Origin of the sequence: Salaquimonas pukyongi (assembly GCF_001953055.1) — a bacterium.
Classification (GTDB): Bacteria; Pseudomonadota; Alphaproteobacteria; order Rhizobiales; family Rhizobiaceae; genus Salaquimonas; species Salaquimonas pukyongi.
This window is the reverse complement of the sequence record NZ_CP019044.1, coordinates 3,132,742-3,153,823: the sequence shown is the minus strand read 5'-3', so window position 1 is coordinate 3,153,823 and position 21,082 is coordinate 3,132,742. Positions and strand designations below refer to the sequence as shown.

19 protein-coding genes and 1 pseudogene are annotated in these 21,082 nt (G+C 59.2%); 6 read left to right on the top strand and 14 right to left on the bottom strand.

Annotation, left to right across the window (positions count from 1 at the left end):
• Positions 1 to 52: 52 nt before the first annotated feature.
• The 12 genes and pseudogenes from BVL55_RS15250 to BVL55_RS15195 form a co-directional block, all read right to left on the bottom strand.
• Positions 53 to 1,708 (bottom strand): annotated as a pseudogene (locus tag BVL55_RS15250) (acetyl-CoA carboxylase biotin carboxylase subunit); the annotation flags it as partial.
• A gap of 44 nt (positions 1,709 to 1,752) precedes the next feature.
• Positions 1,753 to 2,112, bottom strand: coding sequence for a hypothetical protein (locus tag BVL55_RS15245; RefSeq protein ID WP_075997617.1), 360 nt, complete (start codon positions 2,110 to 2,112; stop codon positions 1,753 to 1,755).
• A complete protein-coding gene (locus tag BVL55_RS15240; RefSeq protein WP_075997616.1) occupies positions 2,097 to 2,462 on the bottom strand; it encodes a SpoIIAA family protein in 366 nt (121 codons plus the stop codon). Before BVL55_RS15240 ends, BVL55_RS15245 begins: the two co-directional genes overlap by 16 nt.
• A gap of 30 nt (positions 2,463 to 2,492) precedes the next feature.
• Positions 2,493 to 2,870 (bottom strand): hypothetical protein, encoded by a 378-nt coding sequence (locus tag BVL55_RS15235; protein WP_205410816.1) that lies wholly within the window; start codon positions 2,868 to 2,870, stop codon positions 2,493 to 2,495.
• A gap of 172 nt (positions 2,871 to 3,042) precedes the next feature.
• Positions 3,043 to 3,933, bottom strand: coding sequence for a glutathione-dependent disulfide-bond oxidoreductase (yghU, locus tag BVL55_RS15230; RefSeq protein ID WP_075997615.1), 891 nt, complete (start codon positions 3,931 to 3,933; stop codon positions 3,043 to 3,045).
• 230 nt (positions 3,934 to 4,163) lie between these two features.
• A complete protein-coding gene (locus BVL55_RS15225) occupies positions 4,164 to 5,696 on the bottom strand; it encodes an acyl-CoA carboxylase subunit beta (protein WP_075997614.1) in 1,533 nt (510 codons plus the stop codon).
• Positions 5,697 to 5,840: 144 nt separating this feature from the next.
• Entirely contained in the window at positions 5,841 to 7,028 is a 1,188-nt protein-coding gene (locus BVL55_RS15220; RefSeq protein ID WP_075997613.1) for an acetyl-CoA C-acyltransferase, read from the bottom strand.
• A gap of 9 nt (positions 7,029 to 7,037) precedes the next feature.
• Positions 7,038 to 7,805 carry an enoyl-CoA hydratase gene (locus tag BVL55_RS15215; RefSeq protein ID WP_075997612.1) on the bottom strand — a complete coding sequence of 256 codons (768 nt, stop codon included), beginning with the start codon at positions 7,803 to 7,805 and terminating at the stop codon, positions 7,038 to 7,040.
• Positions 7,805 to 8,698, bottom strand: coding sequence for a 3-hydroxyisobutyrate dehydrogenase (gene mmsB, locus BVL55_RS15210; protein ID WP_075997611.1), 894 nt, complete (start codon positions 8,696 to 8,698; stop codon positions 7,805 to 7,807). Before mmsB ends, BVL55_RS15215 begins: the two co-directional genes overlap by 1 nt.
• Position 8,699: 1 nt before the next feature.
• Positions 8,700 to 9,752: an enoyl-CoA hydratase/isomerase family protein gene (locus BVL55_RS15205; protein WP_075997610.1), complete on the bottom strand. Its 1,053-nt coding sequence runs from the start codon at positions 9,750 to 9,752 to the stop codon at positions 8,700 to 8,702.
• A gap of 3 nt (positions 9,753 to 9,755) precedes the next feature.
• Complete coding sequence (locus tag BVL55_RS15200) at positions 9,756 to 10,853, bottom strand: acyl-CoA dehydrogenase family protein (RefSeq protein WP_244530657.1); 1,098 nt, start codon at positions 10,851 to 10,853, stop codon at positions 9,756 to 9,758.
• 100 nt (positions 10,854 to 10,953) lie between these two features.
• Positions 10,954 to 12,453: a CoA-acylating methylmalonate-semialdehyde dehydrogenase gene (locus BVL55_RS15195; RefSeq protein ID WP_075997608.1), complete on the bottom strand. Its 1,500-nt coding sequence runs from the start codon at positions 12,451 to 12,453 to the stop codon at positions 10,954 to 10,956.
• Between the two features lie 184 nt (positions 12,454 to 12,637).
• On the opposite strand from BVL55_RS15195, the gene BVL55_RS15190 reads away from it, so the two are divergent.
• On the top strand, positions 12,638 to 13,552 hold the full coding sequence (locus BVL55_RS15190) for a LysR family transcriptional regulator (protein ID WP_162841524.1): 915 nt from the start codon (positions 12,638 to 12,640) through the stop codon (positions 13,550 to 13,552).
• A 27-nt stretch (positions 13,553 to 13,579) separates the two neighbouring features.
• Here the strand turns inward: BVL55_RS15190 and BVL55_RS15185 are convergent, their stop codons facing one another.
• Positions 13,580 to 14,482, bottom strand: coding sequence for a polyprenyl synthetase family protein (locus BVL55_RS15185; protein ID WP_075997607.1), 903 nt, complete (start codon positions 14,480 to 14,482; stop codon positions 13,580 to 13,582).
• Between the two features lie 178 nt (positions 14,483 to 14,660).
• On the opposite strand from BVL55_RS15185, the gene BVL55_RS15180 reads away from it, so the two are divergent.
• The 5 genes from BVL55_RS15180 (at position 14,661) to BVL55_RS15160 (ending at position 19,724) form a co-directional block, all read left to right on the top strand.
• Entirely contained in the window at positions 14,661 to 15,386 is a 726-nt protein-coding gene (locus BVL55_RS15180; protein WP_075997606.1) for a transglycosylase domain-containing protein, read from the top strand.
• Between the two features lie 215 nt (positions 15,387 to 15,601).
• Complete coding sequence (gene rpmF / locus BVL55_RS15175; protein ID WP_075997605.1) at positions 15,602 to 15,787, top strand: 50S ribosomal protein L32; 186 nt, start codon at positions 15,602 to 15,604, stop codon at positions 15,785 to 15,787.
• 141 nt (positions 15,788 to 15,928) lie between these two features.
• Positions 15,929 to 16,345, top strand: coding sequence for a hypothetical protein (locus tag BVL55_RS15170; RefSeq protein WP_075997604.1), 417 nt, complete (start codon positions 15,929 to 15,931; stop codon positions 16,343 to 16,345).
• 27 nt (positions 16,346 to 16,372) lie between these two features.
• On the top strand, positions 16,373 to 17,968 hold the full coding sequence (locus BVL55_RS15165; protein WP_244530533.1) for a gamma-glutamyltransferase family protein: 1,596 nt from the start codon (positions 16,373 to 16,375) through the stop codon (positions 17,966 to 17,968).
• Between the two features lie 85 nt (positions 17,969 to 18,053).
• A complete protein-coding gene (locus tag BVL55_RS15160) occupies positions 18,054 to 19,724 on the top strand; it encodes a bifunctional diguanylate cyclase/phosphodiesterase (protein WP_075997603.1) in 1,671 nt (556 codons plus the stop codon).
• A gap of 44 nt (positions 19,725 to 19,768) precedes the next feature.
• Here the strand turns inward: BVL55_RS15160 and ispG are convergent, their stop codons facing one another.
• On the bottom strand, positions 19,769 to 21,007 hold the full coding sequence (gene ispG / locus BVL55_RS15155; protein ID WP_075997602.1) for a flavodoxin-dependent (E)-4-hydroxy-3-methylbut-2-enyl-diphosphate synthase: 1,239 nt from the start codon (positions 21,005 to 21,007) through the stop codon (positions 19,769 to 19,771).
• Positions 21,008 to 21,082: the final 75 nt, after the last annotated feature.

Sequence of the window (21,082 nt, the reverse complement as noted above, 5' to 3'; positions counted from 1 at the left end):
ATCCAAGTTTCTTGGCCACCTGGTCGATATAGATTGCGCCGCGTTCCAGCATCGGCAGCAGCTTGGCCGCCGTCTCGGCAGTTTTTGATCCGCCCCCGATCGCTTCTGAAACCGAGCTGGCGGTTTCCGACAAGGTTACCACCGCCCCTTCATTGCGCATCTTGCGCAGCTTCAGCGGCACCTGTTTTCCATCGATGACGGCAACCCATTCCTTGGACACCTTGCGCTTGTGATTGGCGAGAACACCGGAGATGCGCGTGCGGCGCAATTCAGCAATCATGTTCAGGACCGCAGCCGCAGCCGCAACCTTGCCGAGGTCTTCGTCGCCAATTGTTACGCCCTCGAAACCATCTGGATATTCTTCGGCGATAAAGGCGGTTGTAATGTCGCCGCTGATGAATTTCTCATGCTGCATAACCGCTGACAGGAAGGGCAGGTTGTGGCCGATGCCTTCCAGTTCGAAAGAATCAAGGGCGTCCACCATCGCATCAATTGCAGCCTTGCGATCCTTCCCCCAGCTACACAGCTTGGCGATCATCGGATCGTAATACATCGAGATCTCGCCGCCTTCATAAACCCCGGTATCATTGCGGATGATGGCGCCTGTATCGGTCTCGCCCTCGATCGGTGGGCGATAGCGGGTCAACCGGCCGATGGAGGGCAGGAAATTGCGAAAGGGATCTTCGGCATAAAGCCTGGATTCGATGGCCCAGCCATTGAGCTTAACGTCTTTTTGCCTGATCGCCAGCTTCTCGCCGGCGGCAACGCGGATCATCTGCTCGACAAGATCGACCCCCGTGATCAGTTCGGTTACCGGATGCTCCACCTGAAGGCGGGTGTTCATCTCCAGGAAATAGAAATTCCGCTCGCCATCGACGATGAACTCCACCGTGCCCGCCGAGCAGTAGTCGACGGCCTTGGCCAGCGCCACGGCCTGTTCGCCCATTGCCTTGCGCGTTTTTTCATCGAGAAAGGGGGAGGGCGCTTCCTCGATCACCTTCTGGTTTCGCCGCTGGATCGAGCATTCCCGTTCGCCAAGATAGATGACATTGCCATGGGTATCGCCCAGCACCTGGATTTCGATGTGGCGCGGCTGGGTGACGAATTTCTCGATGAAGATGCGGTCATCGCCGAATGACGACTTGGCCTCGTTCTTGGAGGACTGAAACCCTTCCCGTGCCTCCTCGTCGTTCCAGGCAATGCGCATGCCCTTGCCACCACCGCCTGCCGATGCCTTGATCATTACGGGATAGCCGATCTGGGAGGCAATCTTCACCGCCTCGTCGGCATCCTCGATGAGCCCCATATGGCCGGGAACGGTGGAAACACCCGCTTCGTCGGCAAGTTTCTTCGAGGTGATCTTGTCACCCATTGCCTCGATGGCGCCTACCGGCGGGCCGATAAAGGCAACGCCCGCTTTTTTGAGGGCTTCGGCAAACTTCGGATTTTCAGACAGAAACCCGTAGCCCGGATGCACCGCTTGCGCGCCCGACTGCTTGATGGCGTCCATGATCCTGTCGATGACGATATAGGATTGGGCAGCCGGCGGCGGTCCGATGTGAATGGCTTCATCGGCCATGGAAACATGCAGCGCATCCCGGTCGGCATCTGAGTATACCGCTACCGTTTTGATGCCCATCTTGCGAGCGGTCTTGATGACACGACAGGCAATTTCACCGCGATTGGCAATCAGTATCTTCTTGAACATGCTTGCATCCGTTTCTTTCTATCCGGGCCGGTAAGGACCCACTCTCAGTGCTCCGGCCAGGTCGACCGCACCATGATGCCGATGCCCATGGCGATCATGCCAAGGGTTGAAGCGAGCCCGCCGACCAGCAATGCGGTATATTCTGCCCAGTTGCCGGAACGGCCAATCATCGATCCGATGCCGTTGATGTCGAAGCGCAGTACTGCCCAGGCCGACACGGCGCCCAGGGCAATGCCGCCAAGCGCGCACAGGGCAATAAAGCCGAGCCAGTCCCAGTGCTGACGGGCAAGGCGCTCTTTTTCCGCTTCGCTCATCCTGCGCTTCAGCTGGCGGTGTTCGTCTTGCCCGCCGGGGTGATCTTCATCGCCTGGCGGCGTCATGAAGAGCTTCAGGTCTCCAGCCATGCGCGCGCCTCCTTTTCATCCTTGTGGGCAAAGGACTTGATTTCGAAACCCGGGATCAACACGCCTTCCCACTCGGCCATTGCCCGCATCCATGGCTCTTCCGCCAGCACCGCAGCCTTGTCGAAGCGGGACAGCAGCCCGAACAGATTTGGAAGCTTGCGCAACTCCACCATCACTGCCCCGATTGAGGGCATCTCGAACTCGCGGATGTCGTAAAGCAGCCTGCCACCCTTGATATCCTTCGACAGTTCAATCAGCCGGTCGAGTTCGGCATCCATCTCCTCTGCAGTCACCTGGCCATTTACCTGGATGGTAAAAAGTGTGTCGGCTTCCCGGTTGATTTTCAGCATGGCATTTCCCTTTCGTCTCTCATGGACATTTCACACCTCGAGAACGTCCCCGAAGGCTTCAGGGTAGTTGGCTTTCGCCACCTCCACATTGATTTGCAGCAAAGCTTCATAGCTTTGCGGATCGAACGGATCCTCCGCCGCAATGACCTCTCGGCCAAACAGCCAGGACAGCCGCCCTGCATCCAGATTGCCGCGCTCGAATGGCTCCTCGCCGAAGTGATGCCACAGCGAATGCAGGAAAGCGGTGTCAGCCTTGATGTCCACCGGCGCCCGGTCGGCATGGCGTTCCCGGCGGATGATCTTTGTGGCTCCCTTGGGATTTGCCCGGCGAATGGTGAACTGGAATCCCGTTCCGGGCATGCCGGAGGGGAACCCCCTGTGCTTCACCATGTCGGGCAGGGTCGCCATCAGGTGAATACTCCAGCTTTTTTCTGCGGAATTTCCGTTTCCTTAAGGGAGGAGTGGGCTCCCTGCTTCGTCATCCTCGGCCTTGAGCCGGGGATCCGGAGGGTGCCGCTCTTCATACTGGACCCTCGGGTCGAGCCCGAGGGTGACGACAGCTGATTGGTCAGCCTCCTGCTCACCCTTCCGCCCCCTTGTTGAAATCGGAAGCATCGTGGCGCTCCCGCAATTTGCCCTCCCCGGTCAGGTTGACGATCGAGCCGCGCTGCGCGCCAGGACGTTCCTTGATAAGTGCAGTCCAGCGCTGGACGTTTTCGTATTTTTCGACCTCGAGGAACTTGCCGGATTCGCCATAGGCGCCCCCGGTGGCAAGCCGCCCGTACCAGGGCCAGATCGCCATGTCGGCAATGGTGTAAGCATCGCCCGCGATGAATTCGGTTTTCGCAAGCTGCCGGTCGAGCACGTCCAGCTGCCGCTTTACTTCCATGGCATACCGGTTGATGGCGTATTCGATCTTGATCGGCGCATATTGGTAGAAATGGCCGAACCCGCCGCCCAGAAACGGCGCTGCACCCATCTGCCACATCAGCCAGTTGATCGTTTCGGCCCGCCCGCGCACATCGGACGGCAGAAAGGCCCCGAATTTCTCCGCAAGATAAACGAGAATGGAGCCGCTCTCGAACAAGCGTACGGGTTCGCCGCCACCTTTGGGAGCATGATCCATCATGGCGGGAATTTTCGAGTTCGGATTGATGTCGACAAAACCGGAGCCGAACTGGTCGCCCTCGCCAATGTCGATCAGCCAGGCATCGTATTCAGCTTCGCCATGCCCTGCCTCCAGCAATTCCTCGAACAGGACCGTAACCTTCACCCCGTTGGGCGTGCCGAGGGAATAAAGCTGGTGGGGATGTTTGCCGACCGGCAGTTCCTTGTCATGGGTCGGCCCGGCAATGGGACGGTTGATCGAGGCAAACGTGCCGCCCGAAGGCTGCTCCCAGGTCCAAACTTCCGGCGGCACGTAACCGGCAGGGAGATTATTTTCGGGTGGAAATTTTTCTTCGTCAGACATTCGTACTTCTCTCCGTAGTCATCCTCGGGCTTGACCCGAGGACCCAGCAATCCGCAAACCGGAAAGCTGCGTAAGGGTTGCGCGCGCAAGCCAACAAATAAACGATCCGATTGCCAGACAAGATTACGTTACCCCCACCCGCTCTGGTTCAGCTTTGAACCTTGCATTTGCATGCCTTCCTACGAGTAGCCAGCTTCCTTTCGCAAACATCTCAACCCCTAACGGCGACCTTAAAGCGGTATGTTGTCGTGTTTCTTCCACGGGTTCTGCAGATCCTTGTTACGCAGGGAGGCAAAAGCCCGGGCGATGCGCTTGCGGCTTGAATGGGGCATGATCACATCGTCGATGAAACCGCGCTCGGCCGCCACGAACGGATTGGCAAAGCGCTTTTCATATTCCGCCGTGCGCCCGGCGATCTTGTCCTTGTCGCCAAGTTCGGAGCGGTAGAGGATTTCAACCGCGCCCTTTGCTCCCATCACCGCAATCTCGGCAGAAGGCCAGGCATAGTTGACGTCGCCGCGCAGGTGTTTGGAAGCCATCACGTCATAGGCCCCGCCATAGGCCTTGCGGGTGATCAGTGTCACCTTGGGCACCGTTGCCTCGCCATAGGCAAACAGCAGCTTGGCGCCATGCTTGATGACGCCGCCATATTCCTGGCTGGTGCCCGGCAAAAAGCCCGGCACATCGACAAGCGTCAGGATGGGAATGTTGAAACAGTCGCAGAAGCGCACAAACCTTGCCGCCTTGCGTGAGGAGTTGATGTCGAGCACCCCGGCAAGAACCAGCGGCTGGTTGGCAACAACGCCCACGGTCGACCCTTCCAGCCGGATAAAGCCGGTGATGATGTTCTTTGCGTAGTCTTCCTGCAGCTCGAAAAAGTCGCCCTCGTCTGCGAGCTTGGTAATCAGCTCCTTCATGTCATAGGGTTTGTTCGGATTGTCGGGGATCAGCGTGTCGAGCGAACGGTCCATGCGATCCTGGGAATCAAAGAACGGCCGGCTCGGTGGCTTCTCCTTGTTGTTGAGTGGCAGGAAATCGAAAAAGCGGCGCAGCGCCATAAGCGCTTCCATGTCGTTTTCAAACGCACCATCGGCAACCGAACTCTTCGACGTATGGGTCTTGGCGCCGCCAAGCTCCTCGGCAGTAACGATCTCGTTCGTTACCGTCTTGACCACGTCGGGGCCGGTGACGAACATGTAGGACGTGTCCTTCACCATGAAGATGAAATCGGTCATCGCCGGCGAATAGACCGCCCCGCCCGCGCACGGTCCCATGATCATCGAAATTTGCGGCACCACGCCACTGGCCAGCGTGTTCATCTGGAAGACATCGGCATAACCGCCCAGGGAAGAGACCCCTTCCTGGATGCGGGCGCCGCCTGAATCGTTGATGCCGATCACCGGTGCGCCGTTTTTCATCGCCATGTCCATGATCTTGCAGATCTTGGCCGCATGGGTTTCCGAAAGCGACCCGCCAAAGACCGTGAAATCCTGGGAAAACACATAGGTCATGCGGCCGTTGATCGTGCCCCAGCCGGTAACGACGCCATCGCCCGCCATCTTGGTATCCGCCATGCCGAAATCGGTACAGCGGTGGGTAACGAACATGTCGTATTCCTCGAACGACCCCTCATCGAGCAGCAATTCGATGCGCTCGCGTGCCGTCAGCTTTCCCTTGGCGTGCTGGGCATCAATCCGCTTCTGGCCGCCGCCCATGCGCGCCTGCTCACGCCGGCGATCGAGTTCATCGAGAATTTCGTGCATGTTTCCCTCCCGCCGGATTTATGCGGCGACTTTCGCGAATGATATCACCGCGTCTTACTGTGCAACAATTCGACCATCGTTGGTTCGTTCATCCAGCCGATTGTGCATTGCTGCACAGCTCACAATGTCTCAAACCCGTTCCCATTAAACCCGTTCAATGGCCATTGCCGTCCCCTCGCCGCCGCCAATGCAGATGCCGGTCATGCCGCGTTTGAGATCGTGGGTTTCCAGCGCGTTGAGCAGCGTCACGATAATGCGGGAACCTGAAGCGCCGATGGGATGGCCAAGCGCACAGGCGCCGCCGTGAATGTTGAGCTTTTCCCGCGGAATGCCCATTTCACGTTCCGCCGCCATCGGCACGACCGCAAAGGCCTCGTTGATTTCCCACAGATCCACATCGTCCATGGTCCAGCCGATCTTCTCCATCAGCTTCGTCATGGCCGGGATTGGCGCCGTTGAAAACCAGGCCGGTTCCTGGGCATGGGAAGCATGGCCGAGGATACGCGCGCGGATGTTGAGCCCGCGCTTTTCCGCCTCGCTCCGGCGCATCAGCACCAGCGCCGCCGCCCCATCGGAAATCGAAGAGGAATTGGCCGCCGTCACCGTGCCGTCCTTGCGGAAAGCGGGCTTCAGATTCGGGATCTTGTCGGGGCGTGCATTGCGCGGCTGCTCATCGGAGGAAATGACGGTTTCCCCCTTGCGTCCTGAAACCGTCACCGGCGCAATTTCCCTTTTGAACCGGCCTTCTTTTTCCGCCTTTAAGGCGCCTTCCAGTGAACGGATCGCATAGGCATCCTGTTCGTCACGGGTGAACTGATATTTCTCCGCGCAATCCTCGGCAAACGTGCCCATCAGACGCCCCTTGTCATAAGCGTCTTCCAGCCCGTCGAGGAACATGTGATCCTTGACCTCGCCATGGCCAAGCCGGGCACCCCCGCGCATTTTCGGCAGCAGATAGGGCGCATTGGTCATGCTCTCCATGCCGCCGGCGACCACAACCGAGCCGTTTGCGGCCATGAGCTGATCATGGGCCACCATCGTCGTTTTCATGCCGGAGCCGCACATCTTGTTGAGCGTGGAGGCGGGCACCTCCTTCGGCAGGCCGGCGGCAAACGCGGCCTGCCGCGCCGGCGCCTGACCCTGTCCGGCGCCCAGAACATTGCCCATGATGATTTCATCCACCTGATCGGGCGCGATGCCGGCGCCTTCGAGTGCCGCCTTTACCGCAGCCCCGCCCAGCTCCGCTGCACTCATGGCGGACAGTTCCCCCTGAAAACCGCCCATTGGTGTTCGGGCAGCTCCTGCAATGACGACAGGGTCGGATGCGGACATGGATTTCTCCTACTTGTTCCTGAATTCCGGCGGACGCTTTTCGCTGAAGGCGCGCATGCCTTCCTTCTGATCATCCGTGGCAAACAGCGAATAAAATACCCGCCGCTCGAACCGCAGGCCTTCATTGAGCGTTGTCTCGAACGCGCGGTTGACCGCTTCCTTGGCAATCATCACCGACGGTGCGCCGAACCCGGCAATGGCCTTTGCCGCCTCCATCGCCTCCTGCATCAGATCGTCATGGCTAACAACGCGGGCAACAAGCCCGGACCGCTCGGCTTCCGCCGCATCCATCATCCGGCCTGTCAGGATCAGGTCCATCGCCTTCGCCTTGCCGACAGCTTTTGTCAGCCGCTGCGAGCCGCCCCAGCCGGGGATGACGCCAAGCTTGATTTCCGGCTGGCCGAACTTCGCCTTTTCAGACGCGATGATGATGTCGCACATCATGGCGATCTCGCATCCCCCGCCAAGCGCAAAGCCGTTGACGGCAGCAATCATCGGCGTACGGGTCGCGGCGAATGCTTCCCAGCCAGCCTGCTTGTCGGCAAGAAACATGTCCATATAGGACTTGTCCTGCATTTCCTTGATGTCGGCACCGGCAATGAAGGCCTTGCCTTCTCCGGTGATCAGAATGCAGCCGATTTCCGGATCGGCATCGAACTTGGCGGTGGCCGAGATCAGGCCGTCCATCACTTCGGAATTGACCGCATTAAGCGCATCCGGCCGGTTGATCGTGATGAGGCCAACGCCGTCTTCGGTCTTCGTTTCTACAAGCGTCATTACGCATTCCCCCGTTCGGCATGTTTGAGATATTCGATAATGCCGGAGAAATCCTTGCCTTCGCCGCCATTGGCAAGAAAATGCCGGTACAGCATGGCCGCATACTGGCCCATGGGCGTTGCCTGACCCGCCTCGGTTGCCGCCTGCTGGGCAAGAGAGGCATCCTTCAGCATCAATTCAGCTGCAAAACCCGGCTTGTAGTCGTTGTCTGCAGGTGATTTCGGCCCGACGCCCGGTACCGGGCAATAGGTGTTGACCGACCAGCAGGAACCCGATGAGGTCGACATTACATCGAAGGCTGCCTGCGCGGAAAGCCCGAGCTTTTCAGCAAGGGCGAATGCTTCGCATGTCCCGATCATCGAAATGGACAACAACATGTTGTTGCAGATCTTGGCAGCCTGTCCCGCACCGCCATCACCACAATGAATGACCTTGCCGCCCATGATGTCGAGCACGGGCTTGGCCTTGCCGAAAGCCTCTTCGCTTCCCCCGCACATGAAGGTGAGCGTTCCTGCTTCCGCACCACCCACGCCACCGGAGACCGGCGCATCAAGCGACAACAGCCCGGCAGTGCCGGCCTGTCCGTGCAGGCTCTTTGCCGTGGAAACATCAATGGTGGAACTGTCGATCAGCAATGCACCCTTGGTCGCAGCCGGAACAATCTGGCTGTAGACAGCAGAAACGATCTCGCCATTCGGCAGCATGGTGACGACGATGTCCGCGCCCCGCGCTGCATCCGTGGTGGAAGCGCAGATCTCCATTCCTTCCGCCTTCGCCTTTTCCAGCTGGGCGGGAACGGTGTCGAAAGCCTGGATCGCGTGCCCGGCCTTCTTGAGGTTGATGGCCATGGGCAAACCCATATTGCCAAGGCCGATAAATCCAATGATGCTCACTTCAGTTTCCTCCGGCGAGATCGAGTTCGTTTTCGTTCAATGGTGCCAGCATGGCAGCAATCTGTTCTTCCGTCACCTTTTCCAGGGGCGCGGTCCGCCATTGCGGATTGCGGTCCTTGTCGATGATCTGCGCCCGCACGCCCTCGACAAATTCCCCGTCAGACATCGAGCGGTAGGTGAAGCGGTATTCTTCTTTCAGGGCGTTCTCGATCGATGGATTTTCGCGCACCCGGCGCACAATCTCAAAGGCACAGGCAACCGACAGCGGACAGGCCCGGCGGATGAGTGTTGCGGTCTTTTGCGCCCACTCACTGCCATCGGCTTCAAGCGACTGCAGGCAGGAAAGCGCGGTTTCCTTGCCGAAGTGATGGTTGATCGCATCAAGGTGCGGCGCCAGCGCAGGCGCTTCGGCGGGCCCGGCAAATCCTGCAAGCGCCGCCAGATCGGCGGTTTCCTCAAGCTGCAGGACAAGCGCCGGCATGTCGGCGCTGTCCATCTGCACATCGGCAAACCCCGAAAGAACTGCATCCCCCGGCCCCATCCGGTAACCGGTCAGGGCAAGATATTCGCCCAAATGGCCCGGCGCCCCGGCAAGGATCAGGCTTCCACCCACATCGGGAATAAGGCCGATCCCGCATTCAGGCATTGCGATCATCGAGCGCTCGGTGACTATCCGGTCGGAGCCATGCGCTGAAATGCCCACGCCGCCGCCCATGGTAATGCCGTCCATCAGCGCCACATAGGGTATGGCCAGATTGGCGAGTTTGGCGTTGAGGCGGTATTCATCGGACCAGAACCGACGTCCGAAGGCGTAATCTTCCGATCTGCCCGAGGCATACAGATCGGCGATGTCGCCGCCGGCGCAAAAGGCCTTTTCGCCCTCGCCATCGATCAGGATGAGATTGACGTCGCCCGCCTCCACCCAGTCATCGACCGCCTTTTCAATGGCGAGGCACATCTCATAGGTCAGCGCATTCAGCGCCTTGGGCCGCGTCAGGGTGATGCGTCCGGTCTTGCCGGTGCGGCGGATTGAAATGTCATCTGCAAGAGCCATTCGTCAGGCCGCCAGCAAGGCCCGCGAAACGATCACGCGCATGATCTCGTTGGTACCTTCGAGAATCTGGTGAACGCGCAGATCGCGGACAATCTTTTCCATGCCGTAATCGGCGAGATAGCCGTAGCCCCCGTGAATCTGCAGCGCGTCATTTGCGGTTTCAAACGCCGCATCGGTGACGAACTGCTTTGCCATGGCGCAGAACTTGGCGGCATCCGGCGTCTTGTTGTCGAGTTTCCAGGCAGCCTTGTAAAGCAGGGCTCGGGCCGCCTGCAGCCGGGTTTCCATGTCAGCCAGCTTGAACTGCATCGCCTGAAAATCGGCAAGATGCTTTCCGAACGCCTTGCGTTCCTGGGCATATTGAAGCGCCTTTTCCAGCGCCGCCTGGGCTGCCCCCAGGGCTGATGCGGCAATGTTGAGCCGCCCGCCGTCAAGTCCCGCCATGGCGTATTTGAAACCCGCACCTTCCTCGCCGAGCAGGCAATCTGCCGGAATCTTGCAATCGTCGAACTGTACCTGCGAGGTCGGCTGCGCGCGCCAGCCCATCTTGCGCTCATTGGCACCGAAGGAAAGCCCGGGCGTCCCGTCTTCCACCAGCACCGCCGAGACTCCTTTTGGGCCATCCTGGCCGGTTCGCACCATGGTCAGATAAAGATCCGAATGCCCGCCGCCGGAAATGAAGGCTTTCGCACCGTTCAACTTCCACATATTGCCGTCCTGCTCGGCTTTCGTACGCAGCGCGGCAGCATCAGAGCCCGACCCCGGCTCGGTCAGGCAATAGCTGGCGAGCAATTCCATGGAACACAGTTTCGGCAGCCAGGTCCGGCGCTGTTCCTCGGTGCCGAACTGGTCGATCATCCAGGCGACCATGTTGTGGATGGAAATGAAGGAGCCGATCGAGGGGCAGCCATGGGCAAGCGCCTCGAAGATCAGCACCGCTTCCTGGCGGCCAAGGCCGGAGCCGCCCACATCCTCGCGCACATAAATGCCGGCAAGGCCCAGTTCGCCAACCGAGCGCACCACATCCTCCGGAAAATGGCCGGTCTCGTCCCATTCAAGCGCGTTCGGGGCCAGATTGTCTTCGGCAAAGGACCGGGCCATCTCCTGAATGGCCTGCTGTTCCTCGCTTAGCGCAAAATCCAACGGGGTTTCTCCTCCTGTCAAATGGGAAAGGCGGGCATTGCCCGCCTTTCAATATGGATCAGTCCATCGCCTTGAAGTGGAACTCGCCGCCTTCCTTGATGCCGGAGAACCAGCGGGCGGTAACCGTCTTCGTCTTGGTATAGAAGCGGAATGCGTCGGGACCGTACTGGTTGAGATCGCCGAAGGCCGACTTCTTCCATCCCCCAAAGGTGAAGTAGGAAAGCGGAACGGGGATCGGGAAATTGACGCCGACCATGCCGACATTGACCCGGTTGACGAAATCGCGCGCCGTATCGCCATCGGCGGTGAAGATCGCCGTGCCATTGCCATACTCATTGTCCATGGCCAGCTTCAGGGCATCCTCATAGGAAGAAGCCCGCACGGTGGACAGCACCGGACCGAAAATCTCTTCCTTGTAGATGTCCATGTCCGCCGTGACATTGTCAAACAGGGTCGGCCCCACAAAGAAGCCGTCTTCATAACCCTGCAGGGAGAAATCGCGGCCATCGGCAAGGAGCTTTGCGCCCTGGTCAGCGCCCGAGGAAATCAGGCCCGTCACCCGTTCCTTGGCTGCGCCGGTCACCAGGGGACCGTAGTCGACATCATCGCCGGCTGTATAAGGGCCGACCTTCAGTTTCTCGACCCGCGGCAGCAGACGCTCCAGCAATCCGTCAGCGGTCTTGTCGCCGACCGGAACGGCAACCGAGATCGCCATGCAGCGCTCGCCGGCAGCCCCAAAGCCCGCGCCCACCAGTGCATCGGCCGCCTTGTCGAGGTCGGCATCGGGCATGATGATCATGTGGTTCTTCGCCCCGCCAAAGCACTGGGCGCGCTTGCCATTATTGGCGGCCCGTCCGTAGATGTATTGCGCAATCGGCGTTGATCCGACGAAACCAACGCCCTGGATGGTTTCATTGTCGAGAATGGCATCAACCGATTCCTTGTCGCCATTGACGACCTGCAGCACCCCATCGGGAAGACCTGCCTCCTGAACGAGTTCGGCCAGCATCAGCGGCACAGTCGGGCAGCGCTCGGAAGGCTTCAGGATCATGGCATTGCCGCAGGAAAGGGCAGGGCCCATCTTCCACAAGGGGATCATCGCCGGAAAATTGAACGGCGTAATGCCGGCAACCACGCCCAGAGGCTGGCGCATCGAATAAAGGTCGATGCCCGGGCCGCCATCATTCATGTACTCGCCCTTGAGCAGTTGCGGGGCGCCCATGCAGACCTCGATGACTTCAAGGCCGCGCTGTACGTCGCCGCGGGCATCGGGCAGCGTCTTGCCGTGCTCTTTCGAAAGTGCTTCGGCCAGCTTGTCCATGTCGCGATTGATGAGTTCGGCGAACTTCATCATCACGCGCGCCCGGCGCTGCGGATTGGTCGCCCCCCAACCTTTCTGGGCGGCAGCAGCTCCAGCAACCGCTTCGTCGAGTTCCTGGGTGGTAGCCAGCGCCACCTGCGCCTGAACTTCGCCCGTGGCAGGGTTGAAAACATCGGCGAAACGCCCGCTGGTGCCCTCCACCATCTTGCCGTTGATGAAATGCCCGATCTTGCGCATCTTTGAAACTCCTCCGTGGGAAATGGAAACTGCGTCCCGGTTTTTCAGGCAGGGTATCAGCCCAAAAAAAGCCAGACAATGTTGGAAAATCCTTCCTTGTTGTGCATATACGCACATACTGCTGTGCTGTATGTCCAGTGCAAAGAATTCCCCAAGCCAGATTTTTCGGCCTGGGACAGGCGGAATGATACAGCAAAGCCGCAAGGGGGTTGCCGTGAACTGGGACGATTACCGATTCTTTTTGTCGGTCGCACGAACCGGCCGGTTGAGCCAGGCAGGCCAGCAGCTTGGAGTCGACCATGCGACGGTGGGCCGGCGCATGAAAGCGCTGGAGACGGCCCTTAACATCAACCTGTTTGACCGTTCGCCCCAGGGCTACAGCCTGACCGATGCCGGCCAGCGTCTGGTGGACATTGCCGAGGCCATGGAATCCAGCGCCATTCACGCCCAGGCTGAAATCGGCGGTCAGAACCAGATGATCTCCGGTGTGGTGCGGGTCGGCGCGCCCGAAGGGGTTGCTTCCTATGTCCTGACCGACATCGCCATCGAACTGTGCCGTACCCACCCCGAGCTTGAATTGCAGATTGTCGCCCTGCCACGCACCTTTTCGCTTTCAAAGCGCGAAGCGGACATTGCCATTGCGGTGTCCGCGCCAACTTCCGGCCGGCTGAAATACCGCAAGATTGCCGACTACACACTCCATCTTTATGGCACACAGGAATATCTCGATTCCCACCCCAAGGTCGAAAAGGTGGAAGATCTCAAGCAGCTTCGCGGCATCGCCTATGTCCCGGATCTGATCTACGACAAGGAACTGGACTACATTCCCCTGCTTGGTCCCGACATCAAGCCGCATCTGACCTCGACCAGCGTTCACGTTCAGCTTGAGGCAACGCTGAGACATGGTGGCGTTTGTATCATCCATGATTTCATCGCCAGGCAATACCCGCAACTGCGCAAGGTGCTGGAAAAGGAAATCAGCTTTACCCGCTCCTTCTATTTCATCGTTCACGAGGACTATGCCAGGCTCGAGCGCATCCGGGTTGTTTCCGATGCCATTGTCGATGAAATGCGGCGCAAGCTTCTGGCAGCCGGGTAATGGCCAGCCAGGCCAAGACTTTGCCGCCTACTGGTTGCGGGATACGATATAGCGGGCACAGCTTTTCAGCACATCGGCGCGATCGCCAAACCCGTCCAGCAGCGCATCTGCCTCTTCAACCAGTCTTTCCGCTGTCTGCCTAGCACCTTCCAGGCCAAGGGTCGCAACCAGCGTTCCCTTGCCCATCGCCACATCCTTGCCGACCCGCTTGCCCATGGCTTCGTCGCTTGAAACGACATCGAGAATGTCGTCGGCAAGCTGAAACGCCTGACCGGTTTTCTCCCCGAAAGCACGCAGAACGGCCCGTTCGGCAGTCGCAGCGCCGCCGAGAATGGCACCTGCCTCGCAGGCAAAGCGCAACAGGGCTCCCGTCTTCATCGCCTGTAGGGTTCGGATGGCGGCGTCATTGGGCGGCTGAACGCTCGCCTGCAGATCAAGCATCTGCCCGCCAACCATGCCCCCAAGCCCGGCAGATCGGGCCAGTTCAACCACCAGTTCGCAGCGGATGGCCGCATTGTGATGGCATTCATCATCGCCAAGCAGTTCGAAGGCCAGCGTCAGCAGCCCGTCACCGGCAAGGATGGCCGTTGCCTCGTCAAAAGCCTTGTGCACGGTCGGCTGGCCACGGCGCAGGTCGTCATCGTCCATGGCCGGCAGGTCATCGTGAATGAGGGAATAACAGTGCACACATTCCACCGCCAGTGCCGCCGGCATGGCTTCATTCTCGCTCACGCCGAACAGGGCGGCGGTTTCCAGGACCAAAAAAGGGCGCAGGCGCTTTCCGCCGTTGAGCGCACCATGGCGCATTGCCGACATAAGTCGTTCGGGCCTTGAGATTTCACCCTGCCGGCGCTGTGAAGCAAGCTGGTCGTCAAGTGCATCACTGACCCGGCTGGCGGTCGCCAGAAGCCTTTTTTCAAACCTGTCCATTGCCCTGCCTGCTGCAAACACGCACTTCCACCCCACGCATTTGCAGGCTGGCCAGCGAAGGTCAAGCAGGCTGGCTCAGCGTTGGCGCGGTTGATGCAGGCTGGATTCCGTCTCCTGCACGGGGTAGAGCCATTGTGGAACCTGATGGGATCAACAAACAGAAACCTGCCACGCCGCCATGGCAAAAAAACCGGGACGTGCGAAAAGACCAGCATTCTGGCGCCGGTGGCTTGCAAACCGGCGGATACGCCCGCTCGTCTGGCTGGTGGCGATCCTGCTTCTGCTTCCGGCAGCCTTCACGCTGGTTTATGGATTGCCCGGCACCAAGCCCGTTTCAACGCTCATGGTGGGAAGGGCGCTCCTGGGCAAGCCTGTGGACCGGCAATGGGTGGCGCTTGAAAACATTTCGCCCTTCGTTTTCCAATCCGTGGTCATGTCGGAAGATGGCCAGTTCTGCTCCCATTACGGCGTTGATTTTGCCGAGTTGAACGCGGTGATTGAAGACGCATTGGACGGCGAACGCCCCCGTGGTGCCAGTACAATTCCCATGCAGACGGTGAAGAACCTGTTCCTGTGGCCGCACCGCTCCTTCATCCGCAAGGTGTTCGAAGTCCCTTATGCGATCTTTGCCGATCTTGTCTGGTCAAAAAAACGCCTGTTCGAGATATACATCAACATCGCAGAATTTGATGAAGGCGTGTTCGGCATTGAGGCTGCAAGCCGGCATTACTTCAACCGTTCCTCCGCCAAACTGACCCGGCGCCAGGCCGCCCTGCTGACGGTTGCCCTTCCCAATCCCAAGGACCGCAATCCGGCAAAGCCGACAAAATCGCTTTCCCGGCTGGCCCGGGTGATCGAAAAGCGCGCAAAGCGCTCCGGCGCCTATGTAAAGTGTTTTGAATGAACTGTTTGCACTGGCGGAAAAAATTGCTTTCGCCCCCTTCTCAAAACGGCCTGAGGCTAGTATAAGCCGCGCCGGACAAGGTTGCCGGGATCCGTTGGGCGTTGAAACGCCGTGCCTTGAAGGCTGGATCCGCTTTTTTCCGATGACCGAACAAAATGGAATTCCTCGATTGGGCCCGCACCGATCCATGACCGGAATTAAAATGGAGCAAGACCATGGCTGTACCAAAGAGCAAGATTAGCCGTTCCAAGCGCGGCATGCGCCGTTCGGCCGATGCCCTGAAGAAGCCTGCCTATGTTGAAGACAAGGATTCCGGCGAACTGCGCCGTCCGCACCACATCGACCTGAAAACGGGCATGTATCGCGGCCGCCAGATTCTGGAGCCGAAAGACAACATCTGACTTCTTTGAAGTTTCCAGCATATCAGACGCAATGAAGGCCGGTTCACCGGCCTTTTTTGTTGCCTTTGGGGCAGATGGCCATTTGCTACTGTCGCTGCATCGGCTAACTTCATGCCATCACCGGACCACAAGGAGCAGAGCATGCTGGCCAACATTCCCCTGATGATCGTACCCTTCATCATCTACAACGTGCTCGCCCTGGGAATTTCTGCAACATCGGGCAGCAACGATGTCTGGCAGAACGAGATATTCTCCCTCGGCATGCTGTCCGGCGCCACCTGGGTCATGACGCTGGGCGAACTCATGATCACCTTCGCGCTGATACTGCTGTTCGTTGAAATCCTCAAATCGACCCGCATCGGCGCCAATTCCATCATCGATCATCTGCTGTCGACCTTTGTATTCATTGCATTTCTGGTCGAGTTTCTGCTCGTGCCGTCGGCGGTCCATTCGGTGTTTTTCATCCTGATGATGATCGCACTGGTCGATGTGATTTCCGGGTTTTCAGTTTCCATCCGGTCCGCAACCAGGGACGTCTCCGTGGGAGGTGGATATTGATCCCGTCCCCGATGCCGCCTGAAAGCAATGCCTGACACCGTGTCCCGCAATTTCGATCAGCCCGGCCGATCCCCGGTCTATGCCGCGAATGCGATGGCTGCGACATCACATCCGCTGGCAACCAGCACCGCCTTGACCGTGCTGCGCGAGGGTGGAAACGCCGTGGATGCAGCCATCGCCGCCTCTGCAACCCTGTGTGTGGTGGAACCGCACATGACCGGCATCGGCGGAGATTGTTTCGCCTTTGTTGGCGAGCCCTCGGGCACCATTCATGCCCTTAACGCTTCGGGCCGTGCCGCAGCGGGCGCAAAGCTCGCCTGGTATCTTGAAAACGGAATTTCGGAAATAGCCGATACTTCGCCCCACGCAGTGACTGCACCCGGTGCATTGCGAGGCTGGGAGTTGCTCCACCGCAAGTTCGGCGCCATGGACTGGGCGCGGCTGTTTGCCGATGCCGTGGATTACGCCGAGGGTGGTTTTCCCGTTGCCCCGCGTGTTGCCCATGACTGGCATGGACTTGCCGGCAAACTCGCGGACAATGAAGGCGCCGCAAAACACCTCCTGTTCGACGGCACATCACCGGGTGTAGGGCAGAAAATCCGGCTTCCCGCTCTCGGTCAGACCCTTTCGCGGATCGCCAGGGAGGGCGCGGATGCATTCTACCTGGGCCAGATTGCGGCGGAAATTGCCGGCACCGTTCAGGCCCTGGGCGGCTTTTTGAGCGAGGAAGACCTGGCGAAATGCAGCGCCGAATGGGTGGAACCAATCCGCACCACCTACCACGATCACGAAGTGCTTCAAATTCCGCCCAATGGCCAGGGCATTACCGCGCTCATCATTCTCGATCTGCTCACCATGGGCGGGGGGCGTCATGACGCGCTGTCTGCGGAGCGGTTCCACCAGTCGATAGAGTTCGCCCGCCTCGCCTATGCCATGCGCGATGCTCATGTCAGCGATCCGGCTACGGCGAAGACCGGTGTGAAGGCCATGCTTTCGGAAGAAACGACAATGGCGCTGTTGCGCCAGTACGATCCCGAAAGGCGTAATGATGATATCACCCTTCCCGAACTGCCCGATGCCGATACGATCTATCTTTCGGTTGTGGACCGCGACGGGCTGGCTGTTTCCTTCATCAATTCGGTCTATTCGGGCTTTGGAACCGGCATTGTGACCGGCAAATCGGGCATTGCGCTGCAAAATCGCGGCTCATGCTTTGTGGTAAGGGAAGGTCATCCCAATGCCATCGGCGGCGCCAAACGCCCGATGCACACCATCATTCCCGGCATGGTGCTGAAAGACGGCCTGCCTGCTTTTTCCTTCGGGGTAATGGGCGGCGCTTATCAGCCTGCCGGGCAGGCGCACGTGCTGCAGAACATGTTCGAATACGGCATGGACCCGCAACAGGCGATCGACTTTCCTCGCCTGTTCTGGCGGCCCGATGGCGTGCTGGCAGCTGAATCGGGCATCGGTCCGCACATTAAGGCAGGGCTTGCCGGGCGCGGTCATGAAACTGCCCCGGGCGGCCTGCATGGCGGCGGGCAGATGGTGGCCATTGACCGTCAGTCAGGCGTTCTGATCGGTGCTTCCGACCCCCGCAAGGACGGGCATGCTGCCGGCTACTGACATCACGGCATCTTCCCCAAGGAGATTTTCCCGCTGTTAACAAATCTCAGGCATGATTGCCCCGGGGTTATTCCGGGAAACAGACATGCCAAGCAACAAAGCCGCCACCGCGCCTGAACACAGTAAGCAGCAAACGGTACAATCCGGCCTTTCGGCAAAGGGCATTTCCAGTGCGCTGGCCAAACTGCATGAAGCAGCCGAAACCATTGTCGCAGCAACGGGGCAAGCCTTTTATGTCTGGGACATCCGCTCCGACCGGATCGAATGGAGCCGCAATTTTTCCGGCCTTTTAGGCTTGCCGGAAACCGAAACCCGCCACCTGAAAGGCCGCAGTTTCGAGTCGATGCTGTCTTCTCAAAGTCAGCAAACCCGTTTCGGCGTCATTGTTTCCGCAGCAGGCACCGGCAAGAACGATGGCCCCGTCCCCTATCAGTGCGTTTACCTGTTGCACCCGGCCACGAAGGAAGACACGCCCCTGTGGATCGAGGACACCGGCTGCTGGTATCCGGACGGAAACGGCAAACCCCGCCACGCGGAAGGATCGATCCGCATCATCAACGACCGCCGCAAACGGGAAGAGGACCTGCGCCGGCAGACGGATTTCGATGACCTGACCTGTCTGCCCAACCGGCGTTCACTGGAAAAATGCCTTGTAACAACCATCCGGGATGCGCAGAACCGGGGTTCCATTTCGACATTCCTGATCATGAGCCTTGATCACATGGACACGATCAACGACGTTCACGGGTTTGAAACAGGCGATGAGGTATTGCGCGAAGCCGGCAAACGAGTGGCTTCCCGCCTTCGGGGCGACGATGTGGTCTGCCGCTTCTCCGGCGCAAAGTTCGGACTCATCCTGCGGGATTGTCCTCCAGCGGAGGTTTTCGATGCAGCAACGCGTCTGTTGAAGGCGGTTTCCGCCGAGCCGCTGGAAACCGCAGCAGGGCCGATCAGTATCAACTCGGTCATCGGCGCCTGTTTCCTGCCCCGCCACGGTAACACGCCCAGGGAAGTGATCGGCAACGCCTACAAGGCCCTTCGCACGGTACGAAGCGACGTGGCCCACCGCGTCAACGTCTATTCGGCAGACCCTCTGAAACTTGAGGAGAACCGCCGCAAAGCCAGGCTTTCAGCAAAGGTGCTGGCGGCAATTCGCGAAGATACCGTCGAAACCTGCCTCAAGGACGCAGGGGTGACCTTCGGCGGGGAGCGGCTTTTTGAGCTTAAGATGGGCTTTGCAACCTCCGGTAAAGAGGATGCCGGTTCTGATGCAGAACGCAGTTTCTTCGATCTTGGCCGCGAGCTCGATCTGACACGGCATATTGATCTGAAGGCGCTGGACACCGTTTTGGCCGCGCTGGAACAACCCGGTTCGGATGTCTACCTGCTCAACGTCTCCCGTGATACAATTCTGGACTCAGACTGGATGGCAAAACTGTCCACTGGTCTGGCTGCCACCGGCAACGCAGCCCCGCGGCTGGTTGTTGGAATATCCGAAGCCTTCGCCCTGAGCGGCAAACCGGAAGCCGTGAGCTTTCTCAAATCCGTTGCTTCCCTTGGCTGCCGAATAAGGATTAACCGCTTCAGCGCCTCGCCTGCCGCCTTTGACCGTCTGCGCTCGGTCCCGGCCGACATCGTGATGCTGGATGAGACGGTCCTCAACTGGGCCGAAAACGGCCCGCCGGACAATGATTGCCTCAAACACGTGGAAGCCCTGGCCTCGGCAATGAACCTGGAAGTTCATTTGCCGGCATAACCGCGCAAGCCCACTAAGAGATTACACTTCGTTACGGTAGCGGTTTAACCCTGCCCAAATCGTTTCTCGATATAGGCATGCACCATCGTCTCGAATTCCGACGCGATATCCGGTCCGCGCAGCGTGGCGGCCTTTTTGCCGTCGATGAACACCGGTGCAGCGGGCTGCTCTCCCGTGCCGGGAAGCGAGATGCCGATATCGGCATGTTTTGATTCTCCGGGACCATTGACGATGCAGCCCATCACGGCAACGTTCAGCGCTTCCACACCCGGATATTTTTCCCGCCAAACAGGCATGTTGCGTCTCAGATCGCCTTCGATCTTCTGGGCAAGCTCCTGAAACACCGTCGACGTGGTGCGCCCGCAGCCAGGACAGGCGGCAACCACCGGAACGAAGGTGCGAAACCCCATGGTTTGCAGCAGTTCCTGGGCAACCTGTACCTCGCGGGTGCGGTCCCCCCCCGGCTCGGGCGTCAGTGAAATGCGGATCGTGTCGCCAATGCCCTGCTGCAACAGAATGCCCAGGGCGGCCGAAGAAGCAACTATGCCTTTCGAGCCCATGCCGGCCTCGGTCAGCCCAAGATGCAAGGCATGGTCGGAGCGCTCCGCCAGGCCGGTATAGACTGCAATCAGATCCTGCACCTGGCTGACCTTTGCAGACAGAATGATCGCCGAACGGTCCAGCCCGATCTCCTCGGCAAGCTCGGCCGAAAGCAGCGCCGACTGGATGACCGCTTCGCGCATCACCTCACGGGCCGACAGGGGCGATCCGCTCTTCTTGTTGTCATCCATCAGCCGGGTCAGCAGGGACTGGTCAAGCGAACCCCAGTTGACGCCAATGCGCACCGGCTTGTTGTTGCGGATTGCCGTCTCGATGATCGCGGCGAACTGGCGGTCCTTCTTTTCCCCGAAGCCCACATTGCCGGGATTGATCCGGTACTTGTCGAGCGCTTGCGCACAGGCCGGGTGATCTGCCAGCAAGGTGTGGCCGATATAGTGAAAATCGCCGATCAGCGGTACATCGACATTGCGCGCCAGCAGCTTCTCGCGGATATGCGGCACGGCAGCGGCGGCCTCGTCACGGTCCACCGTGATGCGAACCAGTTCGGAACCGGCAGCCGCAAGCGCGGCGACCTGCTCGACCGTCGCACTGATATCCGCCGTATCGGTATTGGTCATCGATTGCACCACAATCGGAGAACTGCCGCCGCAGGTTACTTGTCCGATCATCACCGGAACGGTTTTTTTTCGGGGCAGGGGATGGGTAAGATAGCCGCTGGTCATGATCTCAATGCATGGCAAGACTGCAGGAATAACCGGACAGAAAGTTTAATTGGCATGGATCGGAATTCATGTCAC

Excerpts from the sequence above, each read along its gene's own strand:
- BVL55_RS15245 (WP_075997617.1), bottom strand. The coding sequence starts at position 2,112 with ATGGCTGGAGACCTGAAGCTCTTCATGACGCCGCCAGGCGATGAAGAT.
- BVL55_RS15240 (WP_075997616.1), bottom strand. The coding sequence starts at position 2,462 with ATGCTGAAAATCAACCGGGAAGCCGACACACTTTTTACCATCCAGGTA.
- BVL55_RS15235 (WP_205410816.1), bottom strand. The coding sequence starts at position 2,870 with ATGGCGACCCTGCCCGACATGGTGAAGCACAGGGGGTTCCCCTCCGGC.
- yghU (WP_075997615.1), bottom strand. The coding sequence starts at position 3,933 with ATGTCTGACGAAGAAAAATTTCCACCCGAAAATAATCTCCCTGCCGGT.
- BVL55_RS15225 (WP_075997614.1), bottom strand. The coding sequence starts at position 5,696 with ATGCACGAAATTCTCGATGAACTCGATCGCCGGCGTGAGCAGGCGCGC.
- BVL55_RS15220 (WP_075997613.1), bottom strand. The coding sequence starts at position 7,028 with ATGTCCGCATCCGACCCTGTCGTCATTGCAGGAGCTGCCCGAACACCA.
- BVL55_RS15215 (WP_075997612.1), bottom strand. The coding sequence starts at position 7,805 with ATGACGCTTGTAGAAACGAAGACCGAAGACGGCGTTGGCCTCATCACG.
- BVL55_RS15205 (WP_075997610.1), bottom strand. The coding sequence starts at position 9,752 with ATGGCTCTTGCAGATGACATTTCAATCCGCCGCACCGGCAAGACCGGA.
- BVL55_RS15200 (WP_244530657.1), bottom strand. The coding sequence starts at position 10,853 with ATGGCCCGGTCCTTTGCCGAAGACAATCTGGCCCCGAACGCGCTTGAA.
- BVL55_RS15195 (WP_075997608.1), bottom strand. The coding sequence starts at position 12,453 with ATGCGCAAGATCGGGCATTTCATCAACGGCAAGATGGTGGAGGGCACC.
- BVL55_RS15190 (WP_162841524.1), top strand. The coding sequence starts at position 12,638 with ATGATACAGCAAAGCCGCAAGGGGGTTGCCGTGAACTGGGACGATTAC.
- BVL55_RS15185 (WP_075997607.1), bottom strand. The coding sequence starts at position 14,482 with ATGGACAGGTTTGAAAAAAGGCTTCTGGCGACCGCCAGCCGGGTCAGT.
- BVL55_RS15180 (WP_075997606.1), top strand. The coding sequence starts at position 14,661 with ATGGCAAAAAAACCGGGACGTGCGAAAAGACCAGCATTCTGGCGCCGG.
- rpmF (WP_075997605.1), top strand. The coding sequence starts at position 15,602 with ATGGCTGTACCAAAGAGCAAGATTAGCCGTTCCAAGCGCGGCATGCGC.
- BVL55_RS15170 (WP_075997604.1), top strand. The coding sequence starts at position 15,929 with ATGCTGGCCAACATTCCCCTGATGATCGTACCCTTCATCATCTACAAC.
- BVL55_RS15165 (WP_244530533.1), top strand. The coding sequence starts at position 16,373 with ATGCCTGACACCGTGTCCCGCAATTTCGATCAGCCCGGCCGATCCCCG.
- BVL55_RS15160 (WP_075997603.1), top strand. The coding sequence starts at position 18,054 with ATGCCAAGCAACAAAGCCGCCACCGCGCCTGAACACAGTAAGCAGCAA.
- ispG (WP_075997602.1), bottom strand. The coding sequence starts at position 21,007 with ATGACCAGCGGCTATCTTACCCATCCCCTGCCCCGAAAAAAAACCGTT.